The organism is Evansella sp. AB-P1 (assembly GCF_029688925.1).
In the GTDB taxonomy this organism is placed as follows: Bacteria; Bacillota; Bacilli; order Bacillales; family Salisediminibacteriaceae; genus Evansella.
In genome coordinates this window covers 33,755-55,997 of the sequence record NZ_JARUKY010000016.1, presented here as the reverse complement: position 1 = coordinate 55,997, position 22,243 = coordinate 33,755, and the positions used below count along the sequence as shown (strand labels likewise).

The window sequence follows — 22,243 nt, the reverse complement described above, 5'->3', positions numbered from 1 at the left end:
GCTGCTTGTTCCAACGAGGTCACCATCCTCTATTGTATAGTTATAACAATATACCCACAACTACTATACGCAATTGAAACGAACTCGTGACAATTGCCTACAATATTTTATTTTTGTACGAGTTCTACATGTAAGACAAAAGGAACTGCTTCAACTATAATAGATATAATATACTTGAAATGTGGTGATAAAAGGTGGAATTGGTAAAAAAGGTTGACCAGTTTATTATTATTTTATCCTATGACAAACAGCCAAGTACATTAAAGCGTTATCGTTATGATCTTATGCAGTTTATCCGTTGGCTTGAATCTATAAGAGGTTGTTCTTCCTCAACTAGTCTACCTTCCACTGAAGAACTTTCCTCTTACTATACATATTTAAACACTGGAGAATTATATTCACAAAACACAATAAGACGTATTTTATCAGTAATGAAAAATTGGTTTATACATGAGCAATTAGAAGAGCAAGTGACCATACTTTCATCATTAATTGAACAAACGAATAGAAAATCCTCATCAAATGAGAGTATACATTTTTTTAATAAGCATGAAATAAAAAGGATTTTTCAAACTCTCCGATCCTACAATGGATTAACGGACAAACAAAAACAATATCGACATATGATCAAAGATCGAAACGAAGCTATTTTTCTTCTTATCCTCCATTATGGATTAACCATTCAAGAATTAACATCATTAACAATAAATCATATTCATTTTACATCCAATGAATTGGAGTTAACTAGTCGTAAGGGTAAGGAAAGGAAAATTGACATTTCTCAGGATGCTAGAAGAAAGCTATTTGAATATTATATGAAAATACCTATCGCTTTACGACCTAATCGATACGATTCCCATCATTTTTTTATTGCATTCGATTATCAGAGGGGAACATATCGATGGGACATAGAAAATGATTGTGGAAAACGATTATCAGATGTAGCTATTCAAAAAATGATTAGACAAGAAATGAAACGAGCAGGTTTCACAGGTCAAATTAGTTGTCAGTATTTAAGAAAATCATATATTATTAATCTTTTTTTAAATGGAGTAAGCAAAGAAGCTATTCAACATAAGTTAGCCTTTGAAACGAAACAGCCTTTGGATCGTCTTGAACTAGTGGCAAGTAGATTAAGTAAAGAGAAGCTTGCATATTCATTAGACTATAAAAGTTAAATGTGGAGAAGGTGCCTCCTAAACATGGAGGCACCTTCTCTTATAGTTCATCATTATGTTATCCAATTACGAATTTTCTTGATTCAACTGTACGTTACGTTGTGGTGAAAAAGTTGAAATAGCGTGCTTATACACAAGCTGTTGTTTTCCATCCGTATCTAGGATAACTGTAAAATTATCAAAGCTCTTTACAAATCCTCTAAGCTGGAATCCGTTTGTTAAAAAGACAGTTACTGGTATGTTCTCTTTGCGCAACTGGTTTAAAAACTGATCTTGAATATTTACTGGTTGTTGTTTCATGTTATGTTGGCCTCCCTCTTTTCACATTATTATCTATATTCGCTATTTAAAACATCTTTCCTTCTATAAATTTATTAATTTCTTCAAGCTTTTTTTCGCGACCTTTCGTCATATCAAACCAGGTTATGTTCATTTTATTTCGAAACCACGTTAATTGTCGCTTTGCATACCTTCTTGAGTTCCTTTTTAGAAGCTCCACCGCTTCAACTTTTGTTAAATCTCCATTTAAGTAAGAATAAATTTCTTTATAGCCTATTGCTTGGACTGATTGACAATCTCGTATTCCTCTATCGTATAATGCTCTAACTTCTTCTATAAGACCTTCATTAATCATGATGTCAACACGTAAGTTAATACGTTCATATAAGGCTTCTCTATCCATAGTTAGTCCAATTACTACAACATCGTATGGGGAGATATCTGGTTGCTTCGGTCGGTTGCCTATGGTTTTTCCCGTTAAATAATAAACTTCTAAGGCTCTTATAACTCTTCTGGTATTGTTAGGATGGAGTTCAGAGTAGCTTTCTGGATCAATCTCCTTTAATTTAGCATGCAATGCTTCGTTACCGTGCTCTTTTCCGTATCTTTCTAATTCATCTCGTAATTGATCATCTCCATCAGAGGAGGAAAAATCATAATCATATATGACAGAATTCACATATAACCCTGTACCGCCAACAATTATAGGTAACTTGTGTTTATCATTTATGACCTTTATACAATTTTTAGCACGTTCTTGGAACTCTGCAACAGAGAATGCTTCATCAGGATGTTTTATATCAATTAGATGATGAGGAATTCCTTCCATTTCCTGCGGTGTAACTTTTGCAGTACCAATATCCATTCCTTTATATACTTGCATAGAATCTCCGCTTATGATTTCCCCATGAAATTTTTTTGCTAAGGCTATTCCCGTAGCTGTTTTACCAACTGCTGTAGGTCCTACAATAACTACTAATTTCTCCATATTCTTCACCTATTTCTCTTCTAACTCAATCGTACCGAAATGATAAGTGGCAGAAGGCCTTACGTCAACATTGAAATCAAATTGTGAAAACCGTTCACTTCGAAAGTGATCCTTTAAAACAATTCTTTTACTAGCGACACGTTTTGCTTCTACTATAGTTTCTTTCGTCAACGGAGTTATTGTTGTCAAAGCTCTCATCTTATCTAATCCATCAGAACCTACTACTTTATTCTCAAACATAGGGTCAAAATATACCACATCCATAGAGTTGTTTGCCATATTTTTTAGACAATCCATATACGACATATGTAACACGGTAATTCTTCTTAGTGCTAGGTTAATAGCTGTGACAGGACTTTCATATGTTTGTAAACCATTTTGAACGATAAAGGCAATAATAGGGGAAAGCTCTGTTCCAATAACTTTTCCAGAATCCCCTACTGCAAGACTAGCAAGGATAGCATCGGAGCCTAATCCTAGTGTACCATCAAAAAAATAGTCTCCTTCTTCTAATCGACAGGCTTGAATGAAAGGATCATCCATTGATTTTAACCAGCGTTTTGCCCTAAACATAGCAGAATTAGGGTGAAAGAAAAAAGGTTGCTCGTCTGTTTCAGACTGAAATGATACTTTGTCCTTTCCTACAACAATAACGCCAACCTTATAGTTTTTAATAAGAGCTGACACTGACCTTTTATTTCTTTCTACATAAGGAATAGCTAATTTTCTAGCTATTTCTTTTGCTTGCACAATTGTATAAAGGGAAGGACGCCCAGCTGTTGTAACGATAGCTTCCATAGTGTTTCCTACTTTCAACATACATTTACCTTTCATTACATAATTCTTTTAAACATTTTTTCCATTTCATAGGTGGAATAATGTACTATGACTGGCCTACCATGAGGACATGTATATGGGTCATCACACGTCCGTAATGTTTCTAATAAACGAAACATATTATCTTTTGTTAAATAATGATTCGCTTTTATCGATGCTTTACAAGACATTAAAATGGCTGTTTCCTCACGAAGCTTTTTTAAATCGATAGAAGCTTCTTCTTTTAATTGTTCTAGCATTGCCTCAATTATCTCTTTTTCTTGTCCTTTTGGAAACCAAGTAGGATGAGCACGTACAAGATATGTTCTCGTTCCAAAGTTTTCTAACTTAATTCCTACTGTTTCTAATAAATTGCCCCGTTCCTTTATTCTTTCCTCTTCTTCTTGAGTAAACTCAAAGGTTATAGGTATTAATAAATCTTGTAAAGTAGGATCTACTTCTACTATTTTTTCCCGAAAGTATTCATATTTAATTCTTTCTTGAGCTGCGTGTTGATCAATAATAAATAATCCTTGGTCATTTTGCGCTAAAATATACGTGCCATGGAGTTGACCGATAGGATATAACGTAGGGACAGCATATTCGTTTCCCTCTTCATTACTTGTGTTAGGAACTGATTGAGCTGATTGTTCCCCCTCTTGCTGTTCTTTCCCCTCACACACCGTAATAGGTTGTTGAGAATCAGGATTAGGAATATTTGTATTCTCTAATTTCGTTTCTATACTTTTATCTAACAAATTCGTTCTTGTAGGAATATCATCTACTTCATCTTCATTAAAACTAGAAGTATGATTCTTCATAGATGAACCTTGTTCATTAAAAAGGTGATTATCTTTTAAATCATGTTGAATAGAAAAAGAAAGCTGCTCAGATCGTGCTTTACTTTGTTTTTTCTCATTTGAAACTTCAGGTATTAATCTTGTTTTCTGAAAGACTTCTTTTATGGATTTTGTCACTAAGTCTTGTAATGCTTGTTCTTTGCTTATCCTTACTTCTAGTTTTGCTGGATGAACATTCACATCCACTAAAATTGGATCCATTTTTATATGAAGAACTGCTACAGGAAATTTCCCAATTGGTAAAAGGGTGTGATACCCTTCCTGAATTCCTTTAGTTAATGGATAGTTTTTAACAAACCTTCCATTAATAATCGTTGACATATAGGAACGATTGGAACGATATACTTCTGGCAATGCTATATACCCATTGATAGTAAAATCTAGTGACTGTCCTTCGATTCGAACCATTTTTTTCCCTATTGCAGAACCATAAATAGATGTAATGACCCGAAGTAGGTCACCGTTACCAACTGTTTTTAATAACGTTTTGTTATTATGTGTTAAGTGAAAGGATACATCTGGGTGGGCTAGTGCCATTCGATTTACTACATCTGATATATGACCTAGCTCTGTGTGTATAGTCCGTAAATATTTTAACCTTGCTGGTGTATTATAAAAGAGATCTGTAACTGTGATTTCTGTCCCCTTTCGAGGGGATGTAGAACCTCTATACGTTACTCTTCCACCTTCTAAACGAATCTCGGTTCCCTTATTCGTTCCATCACTCGTCTTTAAAATGAGCTTTGATACAGATGCAATACTGGGCAATGCTTCTCCACGAAAACCTAAAGTTGCAATTCGAAATAAATCTTGATCGTTTCTAATTTTGCTAGTTGCATGGCGAAAAAACGCCGTTTCAACATCTTCTTCCTCTATTCCATCCCCATTATCCAAAATACGAATAAGAGAAAGTCCACCTTCTTCAACATCGATACGGATGTGTTTGCTATTAGCGTCTAAAGAATTTTCAATAAGCTCTTTAATTACCGAAGCAGGGCGTTCTACTACTTCTCCAGCTGCAATTTTATTTGAAAGCTGATCATCTAATTGATATATTTTCCCCATATCTTTTCCACCCTTTTATTTCCATGAATACTTTATTTTTTCAGTAGCTTACGTTGAAGACTATCTAACACTTGAATAGCTTCAATTGGTGTAATATGAAGTAAATTCAATGCTTGTAAATCTTGTATTACTTGTTTTTCTTTTTTTAATAAGTCTTTTTTATTTTCATTATTATTCGAAATCGAATCGTCGTGAAATAATGTCAGTTGATGATTTTCATCTATTGTTGTACTAGCAACTTCTTCATAGCTCTTATTATTGTTTAATTCATTTGAAATGTTTAAATGACTTCTCTTTTCGGTACCTTGCTCATAATCCTGTAAAATATTTTTAGCTCGAGCAATGAGCTCTGAGGGAAGCTCCGCTAATTCTGCAACATATATTCCATAACTGCGATCTGCAGCTCCATCCACTACTTTGTGTAAGAAAACTACTTTCCCATCCTCCTCCATTGCGGACACGTGGACATTTTTTAGTAGCGGTAACTGTTCAGCAAGTATAGTCAGTTCATGATAATGGGTTGAAAATAATGTTTTGGCACCAATATTGTGATGAATATATTCTATAATTGCTTGAGCTAATGCCATACCATCATAGGTAGAAGTGCCTCGACCTATTTCATCTAAAAGAATTAAACTATTTTTTGTAGCACGGGATACAGCATGTTTTGTTTCTAGCATTTCCACCATAAAAGTACTTTGACCTTGAGCTAAATCATCTGCAGCACCAATTCGAGTAAAAATTTGATCAAATATAGGGACCTTTGCTTGCTGTGCAGGGACAAAAGATCCGACTTGGGCCATGATAGATATTAAGGCTAATTGTCGCATATACGTACTTTTACCAGCCATATTTGGCCCTGTAATTAATAGCATTTGATTATCTTCATTTAATAGGATATCGTTTGCTACGTAGTCACCGCCATCTATTACCCGTTCTACAACAGGATGTCTTCCATCTACAATATTCACTTCCCCATCTTCAAGTAACTGTGGCTTTACATAATGATACTTTTCCGCTACTTCAGCAAAGCTTTGAAGGACATCGATCGTGCTTAATATTATAGCTAATTCTTGAAGAGGACGAATATAATCTTTCACTTTTTCTCTAATTTCCATAAATAATTCATATTCGAGTTTCTCACTTTTTTCTTCCGCTTCTAAAATTAGAGCTTCTTTTTCCTTTAATTCTTCCGTTATATATCTTTCTGCATTGGCCAACGTTTGCTTTCTTTCATATCGCCCTTCTGGTAGATTTGGAATATTTGCTTTTGTTACTTCAATGTAATATCCAAATACTTTATTAAAGCCTACCTTTAAGGATTTAATCCCTGTTACTTGCTTTTCCTTTTGTTCTAGAGAAGCAATCCAGGATTTACCGTTACGCATAGCATCTCGATATTGATCTAATTCAGGACTATAGCCATCTTTTATAATATTTCCTTCTGTAATTGTTATTGGAGGATCTTCTTTAATACTCTCCCCTAACAACTGTGTTAGTTCATGACATGGATCTATATTCTCAATTAATGATAAGGCATACGGATTATCCATTTGTTTGATTGTTTCAAAAATAGTAGGAACAGCCTGTAATGATCTTTTTAATTGGAGCATATCTCGTCCGTTTACATTCCCAAAAGCAACTTTTCCTGAAAGTCTTTCTAAATCATAAACATCATTTAATTGATTCTTTAATGCTTCTCTTTCAAAAAAATGATCAATGAGAGATTCAACAAAACTCAATCGATTTTCAATAGACCCTTTTGAAACAAGAGGACGTTCGATCCATTGTTTCAGCAGTCTTCCTCCCATGGCCGTTTCTGTTTCATCTAAAATCCATAGTAGTGATCCTTGCTTCTTCTTTTCTCTTAACGACTCAATTAATTCGAGATTCCGTTTTGAGTGTACATCGATACCCATATAATCATTTGATTCATAGTAGCTTACTAGCTGTATATGATCTAAGCTCCGCTTCGTTGTCCTATATAAATAACGAATTAATCTTCTACATGTCTCCTTTGCTTCTGATGCCTCAAGTTTATATAGGAGACGTTCGCTATCTTCCTCCGTTGCCAAATCATCCTCATATGAAAGAACGGCACCAAGCTTTTGTGTTAATTCTCTTTGTCCTTCCTTCAAAAAATCAGTTGGAATTACGATTTCTTTCGGACGAAAAGCTGCTGCTTCATGTATAACCTCCGATAACCCTCCTTTTAAAACTGTAACAAGGAACTCACCAGTAGTCATTTCTACTACAGCTAATCCAAATGTCTCATTATTAAATGGAGTGATACACAAAAGATAATTCGTTTCCTTTTCATGAATTACATTTCCCTCCATAACAGTACCAGGGGTAATAACTTGTACAACTTCCCGGCGAACAACCCCCTTAGCTTGTTGAGGGTCCTCTGTTTGTTCACAAATAGCCACTTTATATCCTCGTTTTATTAATTGAGAGATGTACTGCTCAGCAGAGTGATGAGGTACACCACACATTGGAATACTATCGTCTGCTTTTCCCCGTTTCGTTAACGTAATCTCCAATTCCTTTGCAGCCTTTATAGCATCTTCAAAAAACAATTCATAAAAATCACCTAAACGAAAAAATAAAAAGGCATCTTCATACTCTGCCTTAATTCTTAAATATTGTTCAATCATCGGCGTCTGTTTTGCCATCATAATCCTCCAACTTATACACAATTTCTATAGAAAATATTATAACATACGTTCTCTTTCCTGCTAATCCTTCATTTCCATCATACGTAGCCAATCTATCCAATCAAGCAACGTTTTTTCCTCTTCTTCTGTTAAAAATGGTACAATTTTTCTTAAAAATCTATTTACTTCTTCTTTTAATGTCTCATTGTCACCATCATAATAAGAAGTTAGTAATTTTTCGGAAAACGTTAATGGTGGTATCGTATCATTAAAAAATATGGTTTCAATCCAATTAAAAAAAGGCTTTCCTTCATCAATTAAGGAATACCAAGTTGGTAAAGTTCGATACTCAAAACCATTAAATTTATTTAACCTAATAGAACCTAGTCTTCCGTATCCCTTTCGACGAAGCATATTATTTCCTTTCTTTATACTAACTAATGGTAATGTAACTAGCCCATCTAATAAAGAAGTTTTTCTGTAAGTAGGAAAGGAGTTCGAAATGTGAAAATGTCCTCCGAGAAAAAATCTACCTTTAGGGTTATCCGTAGAAACAATGGTGAGGTTACGTTCCTTTACCTTTTCTTCCAAATCTCCCTTTAATCTAACAAATTCTTTCTGTAACAATTCCCCCGTTTTTTGAGGATTTGCTCTAAGCTCAATAATGGGCTGATAAAAAGTATTTCCTTTACGAATGAGAGCTCTATCCGTACCGATTTCTTTATCATGATCTTCTTTAAAAGGAATTGCAACAAACTTCCCATTTCTTTTCTGACACATTACTTCCAAATCTGCTCCTAATAACGACTTTGAATAAGTATGTAGTCCATTAGACCTTATACGATTCACTGGAGTTTGATCACTGTTATTTTTTACAGTAACGATTGTTATTTCTTTTCCTTTTCGTTGAACATGGACGTTGTACCTAACAGCATTACAATAATAAGCAGTCATCATAGCAAAATCTAACATTTCTTGTCCAAGATAATATTTACGTAAATCATTTATATCGCTTAAACCTATTTCTTTTCTATAAGGTTCTTTAATCTTAACCTTAATTGGAAAATATTCCTTACCTATAACGAAAAGTTGAAAATATTTCTCGTCATATACTGATGTTCTGATGTAATGATTCTCCCAAGGATATTTATTCATAAGGATATCCCCTTTAGCTTTTAAATGTATAAGGTGCCTCAGTGATGAGACACCTCTAAAATACAATTTACTGTGTAAAAAAGAATAAGGAAGAAGGCTATCTTCTTCCTAATCATCTTATTCTTCTAAATCACCCATGAGGAAGTTTGGATCTAAGTCTTCAAAATCTTCATCTTCTACATCATAATCCCAAACCTTTTCATCCCAATCATCAACACAGCCTTCTGGATTAACGTAAACACATACTTTTGTTTCCCCAATAACTTCCACTAAAAATTCACGTTCTACTTGAACGTTCACATCGCAACCATTTGTAGCAATTGTTGCTTCTAGTGTGTTAGGTTGTTGAACTGCTCTAGCAACTACTTCTAATTGATCTGAAAGGACATTTTTGTCCTGCATTGCTAGAGGAACAACATCTGTATACGTTACTGTTTCCGTTGCTACGTTTGTTTTTGTATTGTTACTGTAGGAATACCAAATATTAATATCATATTTTCCTTTTACCTCTATGGCATCCCCTTTTTTTGCTGCTTCGTATTTGTGATTGATAATCCAACAACCTAGTATACTTGTAGGCTGCTGTGCTGGTGTAATAATATGACTAGCTTGCGAAAACTTTCTTCCTTTCCCACATACGGCTTTCGTAATAATCTCTCTGTAATTTAGCTCTTTGTCTGCTGGTGACATACTTTTCCCTCCTCAAACAATTGATTGATGCGCAGCAAACGAAAATCCTAGAAATCAAGACGGTTTCACTTGCATACTATGCAAGACATATAACCAATGTGATTAATTAAATGTTTGACTACTGCAAACTATTCACTTTTCGTTTCTTTCGTTCCAAATATTACTTCAGCTGTGAAATGCCAAAGCTTTTTCCTAATGCATAAAACGTATTACACTCCTCATTTCATAAGTTTTCATTCTAATACTAATAGTTCAATTATTTATATGTCATAGATATGTGGTTCATGATTGAGAAGTGTATATTTTCTCAATAAAATTCAGATACGGTACGTGAAAAATTATAAAAACTACAAATAATATGAGAAAAACTAAAACATTTACTGGATTTATTTATATTTTCAGGGGAGACGAAAGAAAGTGTCGGCCAATGTTCCCGCAATAGGAAAAACAACATTTACAGGAACAAAGGAGGGAAAAAGCAAATTTGCAGGCACATAGAAGACGTCCAATGAACCAGAAAATCAACAATGCGCAGGATCTTGAACGTACAGCCGTCTTCTTCCCTATCACATATCATGAATTTTTAGAATTGCCAGTTGTAGTGCACACTTTATTATCTACCTATGTATAGTGTTGCCCTGTAACTTCATCCATCGAGACAACGGGTAGTGGATTTGAAGTTTCGTCGATTGAGTCGCTGCATTCCACTCCTGAACGGTTCTATTTTAAGGGTAGACCACCCATGCAAGTGGAGATTTGCACCATGGGAGATGAAAATATTTCTATCTAGCGTCTTCATTCTCACCGCATTTTTGTTTTTCCATCGTTTGCGGGAACAATATCGAGTCTTCTATCGTATTTTCAGGGTAGACCGCACATGCAAACTAAAAAACCACCACATTGTATGTGATGGTTTCCATGTTTACTAGCATTTGTGTAATGGATTTTTTGTAGTTGTTCCTTTTAAAACATCTCCGCCAGTTGATTTAATAATTTCATTTGTAACATTGTTTGAAATTGTTGTGCTTACAAGCTGTAGTAATTGGTTTACATCTGTTTGGGATTGCTTAAATTCTCTTACTAATGGAATCTCATCCAGTTCATCCTGTAATGCATCAATTTTTTCTTCAACAGCTTTTAAGCCTTCATGCTTTTCATAATGTTGTAAATTTACAGCTTCCTTTTGAAGAGACTTCATTTGACCAATAATTTCTTGTACACGTAGATGGGTATTAATTTGAAGCTCAGCACGCTTAAAAAAATCAACCTCTTCTGTTTCTGCAATCATTTTTGCCAATTCTTTCGCTTTATCGACGATTTGTTGTTTTGTATACATGTTTGACATTAATTATTCACCTCGGCAGTTTCGACTATATGACCATCTAGAGACCATGATTTCGCTTCTATTATTTTAACATAAACAATCTCACCAATACATGATTTAGGTCCTTTAAAGTTTACAAGACGGTTAGTTCTCGTTCTCCCTGCCAGAATATCAGGGTTCTTTTTACTCTCCCCTTCAACTAATACTTCCACTATACGATCTTGATAAGCTTTATTTTTCTCTGCTGCAATATCATTCACTAAAGCATTTAATCGCTGTAAACGATCCTTTTTCACTTCTAATGGAATATTATCTTCCATTTTTGCTGCTGGTGTTCCTTCACGAGGAGAATATACATACGTATAGGCGCTATCGTATTCCATTTCTATCATTAGTGACAATGTATCCTGAAATTGCTCTTCTGTCTCATTTGGAAACCCTACAATAATATCCGTTGTAAAGGATGCATGTGGAATTGCATTCTTAATCTTCTTAGCAAGCGTTACATATTCTTCACGACTATATTTTCTTGCCATAAGCTTTAAAATATCGCTGTTACCACTTTGAACTGGCAAATGTATATGCTCTACAAGGTTCCCACCTTTTGCTAATACTTCTATAAGGTGATCATCAAAATCCTTAGGATGACTTGTTGTAAAACGGACACGTGGAATATCAATCTTTCGAATTTCATCCATTAAATCTCCAAGTCCGTAATTCATATCTACTAAATCTTTTCCATAGGCGTTAACATTTTGACCTAAAAGAGTAATTTCTTTATACCCATTTCGAGCTAGATGACGCACTTCTTCAATAATATCCTCTGGTCGTCGACTACGTTCCTTTCCACGTGTGTAAGGAACAATACAGTACGTACAGAATTTATCACAGCCATACATAATGTTAACCCAGCCTTGGATTTGGCCTTTTCGAGCACGAGGCATATTTTCAATTATATCTCCCTCTTTAGACCAAACTTCAACCACCATTTCTTTATTAAAGATAGCATTCTTTATTAACGTTGGTAATCGGTGAATGTTGTGAGTACCAAAAATTAGATCTACATGCTGATGCTTTTGTAAAATTTTATTAACGACAGATTCCTCTTGAGACATACAACCACATACACCAATAATAAGTTCTGGCTTCTCCCGCTTTAACGGTTTTAAATTACCAATCTCACCAAAAACTTTGTTTTCTGCATTTTCTCTTATGGCACATGTGTTTAAAAGGACTATGTCAGCATCTTCTGTTTCTGTTGTCGATTCAAAGCCCATGTTTAATAAGATTCCAGCCATGTTTTCGGAATCGTGCTCGTTCATTTGACATCCGTATGTTCTAATAAGAAATTTCTTTCCTTGACCAATTCCCCTCATATCTTCAGGTATTTCAAAATCGTAATGAATTTCTACGTCTTCTTTTCCCCGTTTTTTTGCTCGCTTTAAATCTGGGGGTATATACGTTGTCTGAAAATATTGAGAGAAGTCTTTTTTACCCTGGTCGGATTTTTTGTCCGCAGAATAATTTACCTCATCTCTTTGATTTTGCTGTTTACGCTGCTCTTCGTTCATTTTAATCCCCTTCCATTTTTGTATTGTAGACATACAACTACCCATTATAAACCCTTGTATGAAAACAAACAATACTATTTATGATTTGTCCAATTCTATCTATTTTCATAATATTTTTAAAAAGCTGTCCTAGTATGTTTCATTTTATTTAATGAACAATTCGAACAGCTTTCTATGTTTTAAATTATATTTAAATCCTTCCCTGCTTTCTCAAAGGCATTTAGTGCTTCTTGTAATTGGTCTTTTGTATGATCTGCTGTTACAATAGTTCGAACTCTCGCAGAGTCTTTCGGTACTGTTGGAAAAGCAATTCCTTGAGCAAATACTCCATAGGATAAAAGTTTGTCAGATAACTGGTGTGCTTTTGCTCCATCTCCAACAAGAACTGGAGTTATAGGAGTTTCACTCGTTCCTATTTCAAACCCAAGTTTACGTAAACCGTCTTTTAAAAACTTCGTATTTTCCCAAAGACGTTCTATTCTTTCTGGTTCGTCTAATAATATATCAATAGCTTCTGAACATGCAGCTGTTACTGCCGGCGGATGAGATGTACTAAATAAGAAAGGGCGTCCTTTATGAATGAGGTAATCTCGTACTGCTTGTGTACTAGCAATGTAACCACCTAATACTCCAATAGCCTTACTTAATGTACCTACTTGTATATGAACTCTTCCATTTAAATCAAAATGATCCACCGTTCCTCTTCCATTTCTTCCAAGTACTCCACTAGCATGGGCGTCATCCACCATCACAAGTGCATCATATTTTTCGCATAATTGAACAATTTCAGGTAGTGGAGCAATATTTCCATCCATTGAAAAAACACCGTCGGTTACAACGAGACGATTACGGAAATGAGCTGACTCTTTTAATGCAGTCTCAAGACTCGCCATATTTACGTGTTTATATATTTTTCGAGCTGCTTTTGTTAATCGAATTCCATCTATAATAGATGCATGGTTTAATTCATCGGAAATGACAACATCATCCTTTGTTAATATGGATGAAAGGATTGCTTGATTTGCAGTAAAGCCAGACTGTAGAACAAGGGTAGCTTCTGTATGTTTAAATTTTGCAAGCTTCCTTTCAAATTGTTCATGCATGGAAAATGTCCCTGCAATTGTTCGAACAGAACCTGTACCTGCACCATAATTTTCCACTGCTTTAATGGCAGCTTCCTTCATTCTAGGGTGATTTGTTAAACCTAAATAGTTATTAGATGAAAGTTGGATTACTTCTTTTCCATTGATTGTTACCTTTGCACCTTGATCTGACTCTAGTGGAACAAGTGTACGAAATAAACCTTCTTCTTTCATTTGTTGAAGTTCTTCTTCTAAATACTCAAATCCCTTCATTATTCCGCCTCCCTTAAAAGTCCATAAAGTAAAAAATATTTTTTAAAGCAACCTTTTCTTTATTTGCTTAACGAGTCTTGTTTGTTTTATGGATGTAGAACAACTTTTCCACATTTTCCTTGGATCATTAGATCAAAGCCTTTTTCAAACTCTTCTAATGGGAAATGATGTGTAATCATTGGTCTTACATCAACCTGACCCGATCCTAATAAACCGGATACTTGCTGCCATGTTTCATACATACGGCGACCAGTAATTCCTTGAACAGTAATCCCTTTAAATACAATATCATTCGTCACATCAATTTCAACTGGTTTTACAGGTAGGCTAAGAATAGAAACTCTGCCTCCATTTGTTACCATTTTAAAGCCTTGATTCATTGCAACTGGATGACCACTCATCTCACATACGACGTCTACACCATTTCCAGCTGTTAATTTAGAAACAACTTCTAAAGGATTTTCCTTCCCAGAATTTACAATAGTTGTTGCACCCATTTTTTTCGCTAAATCTAACCTGTACTCATTTAAATCAAATGCTATTACCTGAGATGCTCCGGCTGCTTTTGCGATGCCAACGGACATAATTCCAATAGGACCGCATCCAATGATAGCCACTGACTTCCCTGCTATATCCCCAGCTAACACTGTATGAACACCATTTCCAAAAGGCTCTTGAACGCTTGCTACTTCAAAAGGAAGATCAGGGTTGTTTTTCCACATATTTTCTGCAGGTAATGCAACATACTCTGCAAAACAACCATCTCGGTCTACACCAATGATCTGCGTGTTGGCACAAATATGTGCTTGACCAGTTAAACATTGTGGGCAATGACCACAAACGATATGTGTTTCTGCAGAAACGTGATCACCTACTTCAACGTTATTGACATATTTCCCTTTTTCTACAACAATTCCTGCAAATTCATGTCCAAAAATGTATGGTGGTTTCACTCTACTCTGAGACCATTCATCCCAAGCATAAATATGCACATCTGTTCCACATATTGACGTTGCCTTTACTTGAATTAGTACATCATGATCTCCAATGTTGGGAATTGGCATTTCCTTTAGTTTTGCACCTGGAGCCCTTGTATCTTTTACAATAGCTTTCATATAATTTTTTTTCATTATTTATTCACCCTTATTGTGATTATATAATTAATCTCTTTTTTCTTTTCATGTTTATTTTATCACTTAGAGTGTCTCTCCACAATGTACTGTCCGTTATAATTGCACACTTTTTTTCCCATAGTAGAGTTTATTTATCCTTACTCTAGTATCATTAATATTCGGTCATACTATAATATTTGAACTATAATTGTTATTATCTTCATTTATCACCTATCCTTGTAATACCCTGTCTATTTAATATTAAAAGGCAATAAAAAAAGCACCCCTCGGGGTGCTTTTTCTATCATTTACATAAACTCTGATACAAGTTTATCAAATTCATTTTGATCCATTTGTAGATCTTGTTTTGCTAACGCTTCTTCTTTAAATCCACTAACTAACGATTCATAAGAAGGTTTCTCTTTATTTTGATAGATCAACCCAGTTACTAAACCATTATGCTTCATTAAAGTATTCATTGCTCCCAATCGATCTTCTGGATTATATCCTTCAATATCAGATAGAGAAGTAAGATTCTCCTTAAACCAGTCATATGTGTTAATTTTATTAAATGTTACACATGGACTGAATACATTAATTAATGAAAAACCTTTATGCTGAATACCTTGCTCAATTAGTGAAGTTAATTCTTTTAAGTCACTAGAGAAGCTCTGAGCTAAAAAACCAACTCCTGAAGAAATAGCTAATTCCATTACTCCTAAGGCAGATTCAATGGATCCTCCTGGAGTACTCTTTGTCTTGAAACCCATTTCACTTCTTGGAGAAGTTTGCCCTTTTGTTAATCCATAAATTTGATTATCCATTACGATATAAGTCACATCAATATTTCTTCGAATTGCGTGAATCGTATGTCCCATACCGATTGCAAAACCGTCCCCATCTCCACCAGATGCAATGACAGTCAATTCACGATTAGCCATCTTAACACCTTGTGCAATTGGTAATGAACGTCCATGAATACCATGGAAACCATACGAATTAATATATCCAGAAATTCTTCCAGAACAACCTATTCCTGAAACAACGGCTAATTCCTCTGGAATTACACCAACGTTAGCGGCTGCTCGTTGAATGGCCGCTTGGACAGAAAAGTCACCACAACCTGGGCACCAATTTGGTTTAACGTTATTACGAAAGTCTTTAAAAGTAGCCATATTAGAACAACTCCTTGCATCGGCTGTAGATTTCAGATGGTAAGAATGGGTTCCCATCATATTTCAATATAGATTGTACATCTCCATAAGCTAGATTCATTTTTACTAGCTGAGCAATCTGACCTGTTGCATTGTTTTCAACAACAACAACTCGTTTTGCATTTTTCACCATACTTTTCAATTCTTCCGTAGGGAATGGGTGAATCAATCTAATTTGCCCATGATTAACTTTTAATCCGTCTTCTTCTAGACGTGGAATAGCTTCCTGAATCGTTCCACGTGTTGAATTTACACCAATAATTAAAAGGTCTGCATCCGCATGTCGTTCATCCTTGAATACAGGATTTGGATATAAGCTATGAAGTTCATTTAACTTATTCATACGCTTATCCATTTGTAGTATGCGATTATTCGGATCTTCTGATGGCTTACCTTGTTCGTTATGTTCAACACCAGTTACATGATGAAGACCATTTTTCATTCCAGGAATAACTCGCTTAGAAATGCCATCTTTAGTAACTTCATAACGTTTATAGTATTCATTTTTTTCTAGTTCAGGTAATTCCTCAGATATATTTAATTTACCACGTCTAATTTCTACTTTACTAAAATCTAGTGGCTCCACTGATTGTTTACCTAAAGAAAGAGCTAAGTCCGTTAGTAGAATAACTGGAACCTGGTATTCTTCTGCAATATTAAAAGCTTCAACAGTATCATAAAAGGCTTCTTCTACTGTCGATGGTGCCAGAACTACTTTTGGAATTTCGCCATGAGTTCCGTAAATCATTGCAAAAATATCTGACTGCTCTTGCTTTGTCGGTAAGCCCGTACTTGGACCACCACGTTGTGTATCAACAATAACGAGTGGTGTTTCTGTAATACCACTTAAACCAATAGCTTCCATCATTAATGATAGACCAGGTCCAGCTGAAGCAGTTAAACTACGAACGCCTGCATAATTACCACCGATAGCCATCGTACATGCAGCAATTTCATCTTCCGTTTGAATAACTGTTCCACCATATTCAGGTAATTTTTTAATTAAATACTCCATTATTTCTGATGCTGGTGTGATTGGATAGGCTGGCATGAACCTAGCTCCACCTGCTAGTGCCCCTAAGGCAATAGCATCATTTCCAATCATAAACATCCGATTTTTTCCGTCTGCCTTTTCTAATTGGAAATCCCCTACATTTCCTTGCGCTTCATTTTGGAAATATTCCATTCCTTTTGAAATGGCCTCCATGTTTTTTTCAACAACAGAAGCACCTTTTTTAGAAAATATTTGTTCAACAACAGATTGAAAGGACTCAACTTTAACCCCTAATAATGCACTAGATGCCCCTACGGCAACCATGTTTTTCATAAGTGATGTCCCTAATTCAGAAGCTATTTCTGTAAATGGTACGGCATATAGCTTTGCCGCACTTCCTTCCGGGAGTTTAGGGGAAAATTTACTGTCCCCGATTATGACGCCTCCAGAAAGTAATTCATGATGGTTTAAATCTATCGTCTCTTGGTCAAAAGCTACGAGAATATCTAAATCATCTGAAATGGAATTCATAGGTTTGGTACTCACACGAATTTTGTTATTCGTATGACCACCTTTAATTCTTGATGAAAAGTGGCGATATCCATATAGGTAATATCCTAAACGACTTAGAGCCATTGAGAATATTTCTCCAGTACTTTCAATTCCTTCACCTTGTTGCCCGCCAACTTTCCATGAAAGTTGATTGATCATTTTCTACTCCACCCCTCTTAATATGACAATGAGTAAACTATTACTACCTTTTCCTGTGAATGTGAACACATTCATTTGTTGTTGTTCAGCCTTGTTACTTTCTTTGATTGCGGCAACATCTTTATTTACTCTAAAATAGCTTAAGAAATATGCAACATAGTATATGTTTACTTTACCGTTTTAGAAAGTTTCCTCCGAACTTTTTATTGCTATGAATCTGTACACACACTTCATCTTAAAGATATGTAGTCGTGATCCTGGTTTGCTTTTTTCTCAAAACGTTCCAAGAAACACCTCATCTTTCATCGACACCTATATTATAGGTTACGTTAGTTCCGATAACAAAGGATATGCTTAATGTCAAGATACGACATCTTTCAGCAAACGTTTTCACTCATTGATTTCTTGTTATCTTTTTATATTGTAACATAACTTTCACAATTTCTTAAACAAGAATATTCAATCAATTTCACAAAATGCAATAATTATTACTATAAACTACTATTTTTTGGACTGAATTAAATTTTTTTCCTTTTTTTTATCCTTTTTCTTACTTTTGCTGCAAGAGTCGCCTCCTTACTCCCGAACCAATACTTATTTTTAGGGTAGACCTACACAATAAAAAAACTGCCTAACATATGTTAAGCAGCAGAAAAAAATTACAAGTTAACGAGGTTCAATAATTAACTTAATAGCAGTACGTTCTTCACCATCTATTTGTATATCCGTAAATGCAGGGATACAAATGAGATCAATACCACTAGGTGCTACAAATCCTCGAGCAATAGCAATAGCTTTAACGGATTGATTAAGTGCTCCTGCCCCTATTGCTTGAATCTCAGCTGCCCCTCTTTCTCGAATGACTCCAGCCAAAGCTCCGGCGACAGAATTAGGATTAGATTTTGCTGAAACTTTTAATACTTCCATTTCAGTACCTCCTTTAAGGATGAATTGGTGGTATATAGATCTTAAAAACATATCAAGTAATTACTTGTTATCTATCTACTAATTACTCATAACTACTGATATGGAATTACTAAAAAGGAATGGCTGTAGTTTGAATATATTCTGATGTTGTGAATTTATGCTAATTTAAATGAATTAGTCAAAAAAAGGACGTTCTTCATTTATTGTGATTCGTTGAATGGAATCTGCTAAGCCTGTTTTATCATTTAAAGTCAAAATAACCCCATTAAGTTGTTCCCTTCCTTGTGTTACTTCAAACCTGGCAGGTAAACTTGTCATAAATCTGTTAATAACCACATCTTTATCTACACCTAATATTCCATCATAAGGACCTGTCATACCAACATCTGTAATATATGCTGTCCCTCCATGCAATATCCTTTCATCTGCAGTTTGAACGTGTGTGTGTGTACCTACAACAGCTGAAACTTGTCCATCTAAGTACCAGCCCATTGCTTGCTTTTCACTTGTTGCCTCCGCATGAAAATCAACAAAAATATATGGAGTTTTTTTCCTTACTTCTTGAACAATATCATTTAATACTGTAAATGGACAATCGATAGGAGCCATAAAGGTTCGACCTTGCCCGTTTATTATAGCGATTTTTTTATTACCTACTTTTTTTATCAAATAACCCACTCCAGGTGTTCCTTTCGGAAAATTAGCTGGTCTAACTAGGTCACTTACATTATCGATAAAATCAAATATTTCTTTTTTATCCCATGCGTGGTTTCCTAATGTAATAACATCTGCGCCCATTTCTTTTATTTCATGATATATTTTTTCTGTAATTCCTTTACCACTTGCAGCATTTTCCCCATTAACTATCGTAACATCTGGTTGATGTTTTAACTTTAGTTTATGTAAATAATCCTTAAGTGCATTTCTTCCTGGTGAACCAACCACATCAGCAATAAATAATACTTTCATTTATAAACTCCTTTATTTCAAATACTAATTTCACTACTTACAATTTTAGGTATATTATAATTATTCCACATTTGTTGACTAATTCCAAATATAAAAGGTACATATATTATCATTTATTACTTTTATATAGGTATGTAAAATGAGATAGTTTCTTACCTATGTTAACTTATATTATCATACATGGCATGAATAAAAATGTCGAAATAACACTATGGGTAACAAATTATTTAATTAGTTGCTCTGTTTAATCTTATAGATTTTTGCTACTAAGTTCTCAAATTCACCTAAAGTGCCTACGCCGCTTCTGTTAATTCCTCTATCACCTTAATATCAGAATTAAAATGAGAGATAATTATATTATTTTTCAATGTAAAAAATAAAGTGGCATATTCGCCACTTTATTTTGCATACTCAACTGCTCTTGTTTCCCTTATGACGGTCACTTTAATGTGACCAGGGTAATCGAGCTCATCTTCAATTTTCTTTGTTATATCACGAGCAAGTCGATATGAATCTTCATCTGTAATGAAGTCAGGCTTCACCATAATACGAACTTCACGGCCTGCTTGAATTGCATATGTTTTTTCAACGCCTTCAAAGGACTCTGAGATTTCTTCAAGTTTTTCAAGTCGTTTAATATACGTTTCAAGAGTTTCCCTTCTCGCTCCTGGTCTTGCAGCTGATAAAGCATCCGCTGCAGCAACTAGTGTTGCAATAACAGATGTCGATTCCGTATCTCCGTGATGTGATGCAATACTATTAATGACAACTGGATGTTCTTTATATTTCGTAGCAAGCTCTACGCCGATTTCAACGTGACTTCCTTCTACTTCATGGTCAATCGCTTTTCCTAAGTCATGTAACAAGCCTGCACGGCGTGCTAACTGGACATCTTCTCCTAATTCTGATGCCATTAATCCACTTAGATAAGCTACTTCCATAGAGTGTTTCAGTACATTTTGTCCGTAACTAGTACGGAATTTCAAACGTCCTAATATTTTTATAAGGTCAGGATGCAAACCATGAATTCCCATTTCAAATGTTGTTTGTTCCCCGTACTCTCGAATTAGTTCGTCTACTTCACGTCTAGACTTGTCCACTGTTTCTTCAATTCGTGCTGGATGAATTCGTCCATCCTGAACGAGTTTTTCTAAGGTTGTTTTCGCAATTTCTCTTCTAATTGGATCAAATCCAGATAAAATAACAGCCTCTGGAGTATCATCAATAATTAAATCAATTCCAGTTAATGTTTCTAAGGCACGAATATTTCGACCTTCTCTACCTATAATACGGCCTTTCATTTCATCATTAGGTAGGTTTACTACAGAAACAGTTGTTTCAGCTACATGGTCTGCAGCACAGCGCTGAATGGACATAGACAATATTTCTTTTGCCTTCTTATCCGCCTCTTCCTTTGCTCTTGTCACTGCATCCTTAACCATGATTGCTTTTTCATGAGTTAATTCTTCTTCAACTGTTTTCATAATAATTTCACGTGCATCTTCTTTAGAAAACCCAGATATACGTTCTAATTCTTGTTGTTGATTTTGTAACATTTCCTCGACTTTGCTATTCATCTCGTCGATTTGTTGTTGACGTTTTGACAATTCGTTCTCTCGTTTTTCAAGAGTATCTTCTTTTTTGTCTAACGTTTCACTTTTTCGGTCCAATAATTCTTCTTTTTGAACTAATCGATTTTCCTGCTTCTGAATATCGTTGCGGCGATCTCGGACTTCCCGTTCCGCTTCCATTCGAAGCTTGTGGGCTTCATCCTTCGCTTCCAAAATCGCTTCTTTTTTACTTGCTTCTGCTTCTCGCTTAGCATCTTCTATCGTTTGCTTAGCTAGCTGCTCTGCACTAGAGATCTTGGCTTCTGCAATGGATTTGCGAACGAAATATCCAATAAAGAAAACGATTACTGCAGTGAATAGCAAAATGAGGATTTGAATAAATAAATTCAAACTAATTCACCTCCTCATGCTATTTCTTGTTGGAACTTGGTTTCATTTGTTTCATTTTGTCATTTTTGTCATTTTCATTCATGCGCACATCTAGCACAGATAATACAAATAATACAGTGTGAGTATGTTTTTAGGTAATACAGTATTCTTTCTAATTGTATGCTTCATAAATAACAATGTCAAGCATTGGTAAGTTTTCTGTTACTTCAATTATATTAATTTATCATACTATTCATTCGACATTTTATTCTATTTTCAATATTTTAAAGTACTAAAGTTTGTGAAGCGAAATGGTAAGTCTAGGGCTTACTATAAACTGCAGAGATTTTGTAATTGATTTTCTTTCAAAGAGAAGTTTATGTAAAAGATTATTTTAAAAAAGAGACTGTCCTTCTCATCAATCATCATGAATGACTT

17 protein-coding genes are annotated in these 22,243 nt (G+C 34.9%); 1 reads left to right on the top strand and 16 read right to left on the bottom strand.

Annotated elements, in window-relative coordinates:
• Nucleotides 1-194: 194 nt before the first annotated feature.
• Nucleotides 195-1,178 carry a tyrosine-type recombinase/integrase gene (locus QA612_RS16380; RefSeq protein ID WP_278284891.1) on the top strand — a complete coding sequence of 328 codons (984 nt, stop codon included), beginning with the start codon at nucleotides 195-197 and terminating at the stop codon, nucleotides 1,176-1,178.
• A gap of 66 nt (nucleotides 1,179-1,244) precedes the next feature.
• Here the strand turns inward: QA612_RS16380 and hfq are convergent, their stop codons facing one another.
• The 16 genes from hfq to rny form a co-directional block, all read right to left on the bottom strand.
• Nucleotides 1,245-1,478 (bottom strand): RNA chaperone Hfq, encoded by a 234-nt coding sequence (gene hfq / locus QA612_RS16375; RefSeq protein WP_278284890.1) that lies wholly within the window; start codon nucleotides 1,476-1,478, stop codon nucleotides 1,245-1,247.
• Between the two features lie 46 nt (nucleotides 1,479-1,524).
• Nucleotides 1,525-2,445 (bottom strand): tRNA (adenosine(37)-N6)-dimethylallyltransferase MiaA, encoded by a 921-nt coding sequence (gene miaA, locus QA612_RS16370; protein ID WP_278284889.1) that lies wholly within the window; start codon nucleotides 2,443-2,445, stop codon nucleotides 1,525-1,527.
• 9 nt (nucleotides 2,446-2,454) lie between these two features.
• On the bottom strand, nucleotides 2,455-3,243 hold the full coding sequence (locus QA612_RS16365; RefSeq protein WP_278284888.1) for a class I SAM-dependent methyltransferase: 789 nt from the start codon (nucleotides 3,241-3,243) through the stop codon (nucleotides 2,455-2,457).
• Between the two features lie 35 nt (nucleotides 3,244-3,278).
• Entirely contained in the window at nucleotides 3,279-5,186 is a 1,908-nt protein-coding gene (gene mutL, locus QA612_RS16360) for a DNA mismatch repair endonuclease MutL (RefSeq protein ID WP_278284887.1), read from the bottom strand.
• Between the two features lie 32 nt (nucleotides 5,187-5,218).
• The gene (gene mutS / locus QA612_RS16355; protein WP_278284886.1) at nucleotides 5,219-7,861 is read right to left on the bottom strand and encodes a DNA mismatch repair protein MutS; all 2,643 of its coding nucleotides are present in this window, start codon (nucleotides 7,859-7,861) and stop codon (nucleotides 5,219-5,221) included.
• A gap of 63 nt (nucleotides 7,862-7,924) precedes the next feature.
• The gene (locus QA612_RS16350; RefSeq protein WP_278284885.1) at nucleotides 7,925-8,998 is read right to left on the bottom strand and encodes a putative amidoligase domain-containing protein; all 1,074 of its coding nucleotides are present in this window, start codon (nucleotides 8,996-8,998) and stop codon (nucleotides 7,925-7,927) included.
• Nucleotides 8,999-9,115: 117 nt separating this feature from the next.
• Nucleotides 9,116-9,688 (bottom strand): outer spore coat protein CotE, encoded by a 573-nt coding sequence (locus QA612_RS16345; RefSeq protein ID WP_278284884.1) that lies wholly within the window; start codon nucleotides 9,686-9,688, stop codon nucleotides 9,116-9,118.
• Nucleotides 9,689-10,613: 925 nt separating this feature from the next.
• Nucleotides 10,614-11,033 carry a YlbF/YmcA family competence regulator gene (locus QA612_RS16340; RefSeq protein ID WP_278284883.1) on the bottom strand — a complete coding sequence of 140 codons (420 nt, stop codon included), beginning with the start codon at nucleotides 11,031-11,033 and terminating at the stop codon, nucleotides 10,614-10,616.
• Nucleotides 11,033-12,583: a tRNA (N6-isopentenyl adenosine(37)-C2)-methylthiotransferase MiaB gene (gene miaB, locus QA612_RS16335; RefSeq protein ID WP_278284948.1), complete on the bottom strand. Its 1,551-nt coding sequence runs from the start codon at nucleotides 12,581-12,583 to the stop codon at nucleotides 11,033-11,035. The genes QA612_RS16340 and miaB overlap by 1 nt, the downstream gene beginning before the upstream one ends.
• A gap of 179 nt (nucleotides 12,584-12,762) precedes the next feature.
• Nucleotides 12,763-13,938, bottom strand: a complete 1,176-nt coding sequence (locus tag QA612_RS16330) for a glycine C-acetyltransferase (RefSeq protein ID WP_278284882.1) — start codon at nucleotides 13,936-13,938, stop codon at nucleotides 12,763-12,765.
• 86 nt (nucleotides 13,939-14,024) lie between these two features.
• Nucleotides 14,025-15,068, bottom strand: a complete 1,044-nt coding sequence (tdh, locus tag QA612_RS16325; protein WP_278284881.1) for an L-threonine 3-dehydrogenase — start codon at nucleotides 15,066-15,068, stop codon at nucleotides 14,025-14,027.
• Nucleotides 15,069-15,358: 290 nt separating this feature from the next.
• Complete coding sequence (locus tag QA612_RS16320) at nucleotides 15,359-16,225, bottom strand: 2-oxoacid:ferredoxin oxidoreductase subunit beta (RefSeq protein WP_278284880.1); 867 nt, start codon at nucleotides 16,223-16,225, stop codon at nucleotides 15,359-15,361.
• Between the two features lies 1 nt (nucleotide 16,226).
• Nucleotides 16,227-17,969: a 2-oxoacid:acceptor oxidoreductase subunit alpha gene (locus QA612_RS16315; protein ID WP_278284879.1), complete on the bottom strand. Its 1,743-nt coding sequence runs from the start codon at nucleotides 17,967-17,969 to the stop codon at nucleotides 16,227-16,229.
• A 666-nt stretch (nucleotides 17,970-18,635) separates the two neighbouring features.
• Nucleotides 18,636-18,896: a stage V sporulation protein S gene (locus QA612_RS16310; protein WP_278284878.1), complete on the bottom strand. Its 261-nt coding sequence runs from the start codon at nucleotides 18,894-18,896 to the stop codon at nucleotides 18,636-18,638.
• A gap of 174 nt (nucleotides 18,897-19,070) precedes the next feature.
• Nucleotides 19,071-19,865 (bottom strand): TIGR00282 family metallophosphoesterase, encoded by a 795-nt coding sequence (locus QA612_RS16305; protein WP_278284877.1) that lies wholly within the window; start codon nucleotides 19,863-19,865, stop codon nucleotides 19,071-19,073.
• A 398-nt stretch (nucleotides 19,866-20,263) separates the two neighbouring features.
• The gene (gene rny / locus QA612_RS16300) at nucleotides 20,264-21,826 is read right to left on the bottom strand and encodes a ribonuclease Y (RefSeq protein ID WP_278284876.1); all 1,563 of its coding nucleotides are present in this window, start codon (nucleotides 21,824-21,826) and stop codon (nucleotides 20,264-20,266) included.
• Nucleotides 21,827-22,243: the final 417 nt, after the last annotated feature.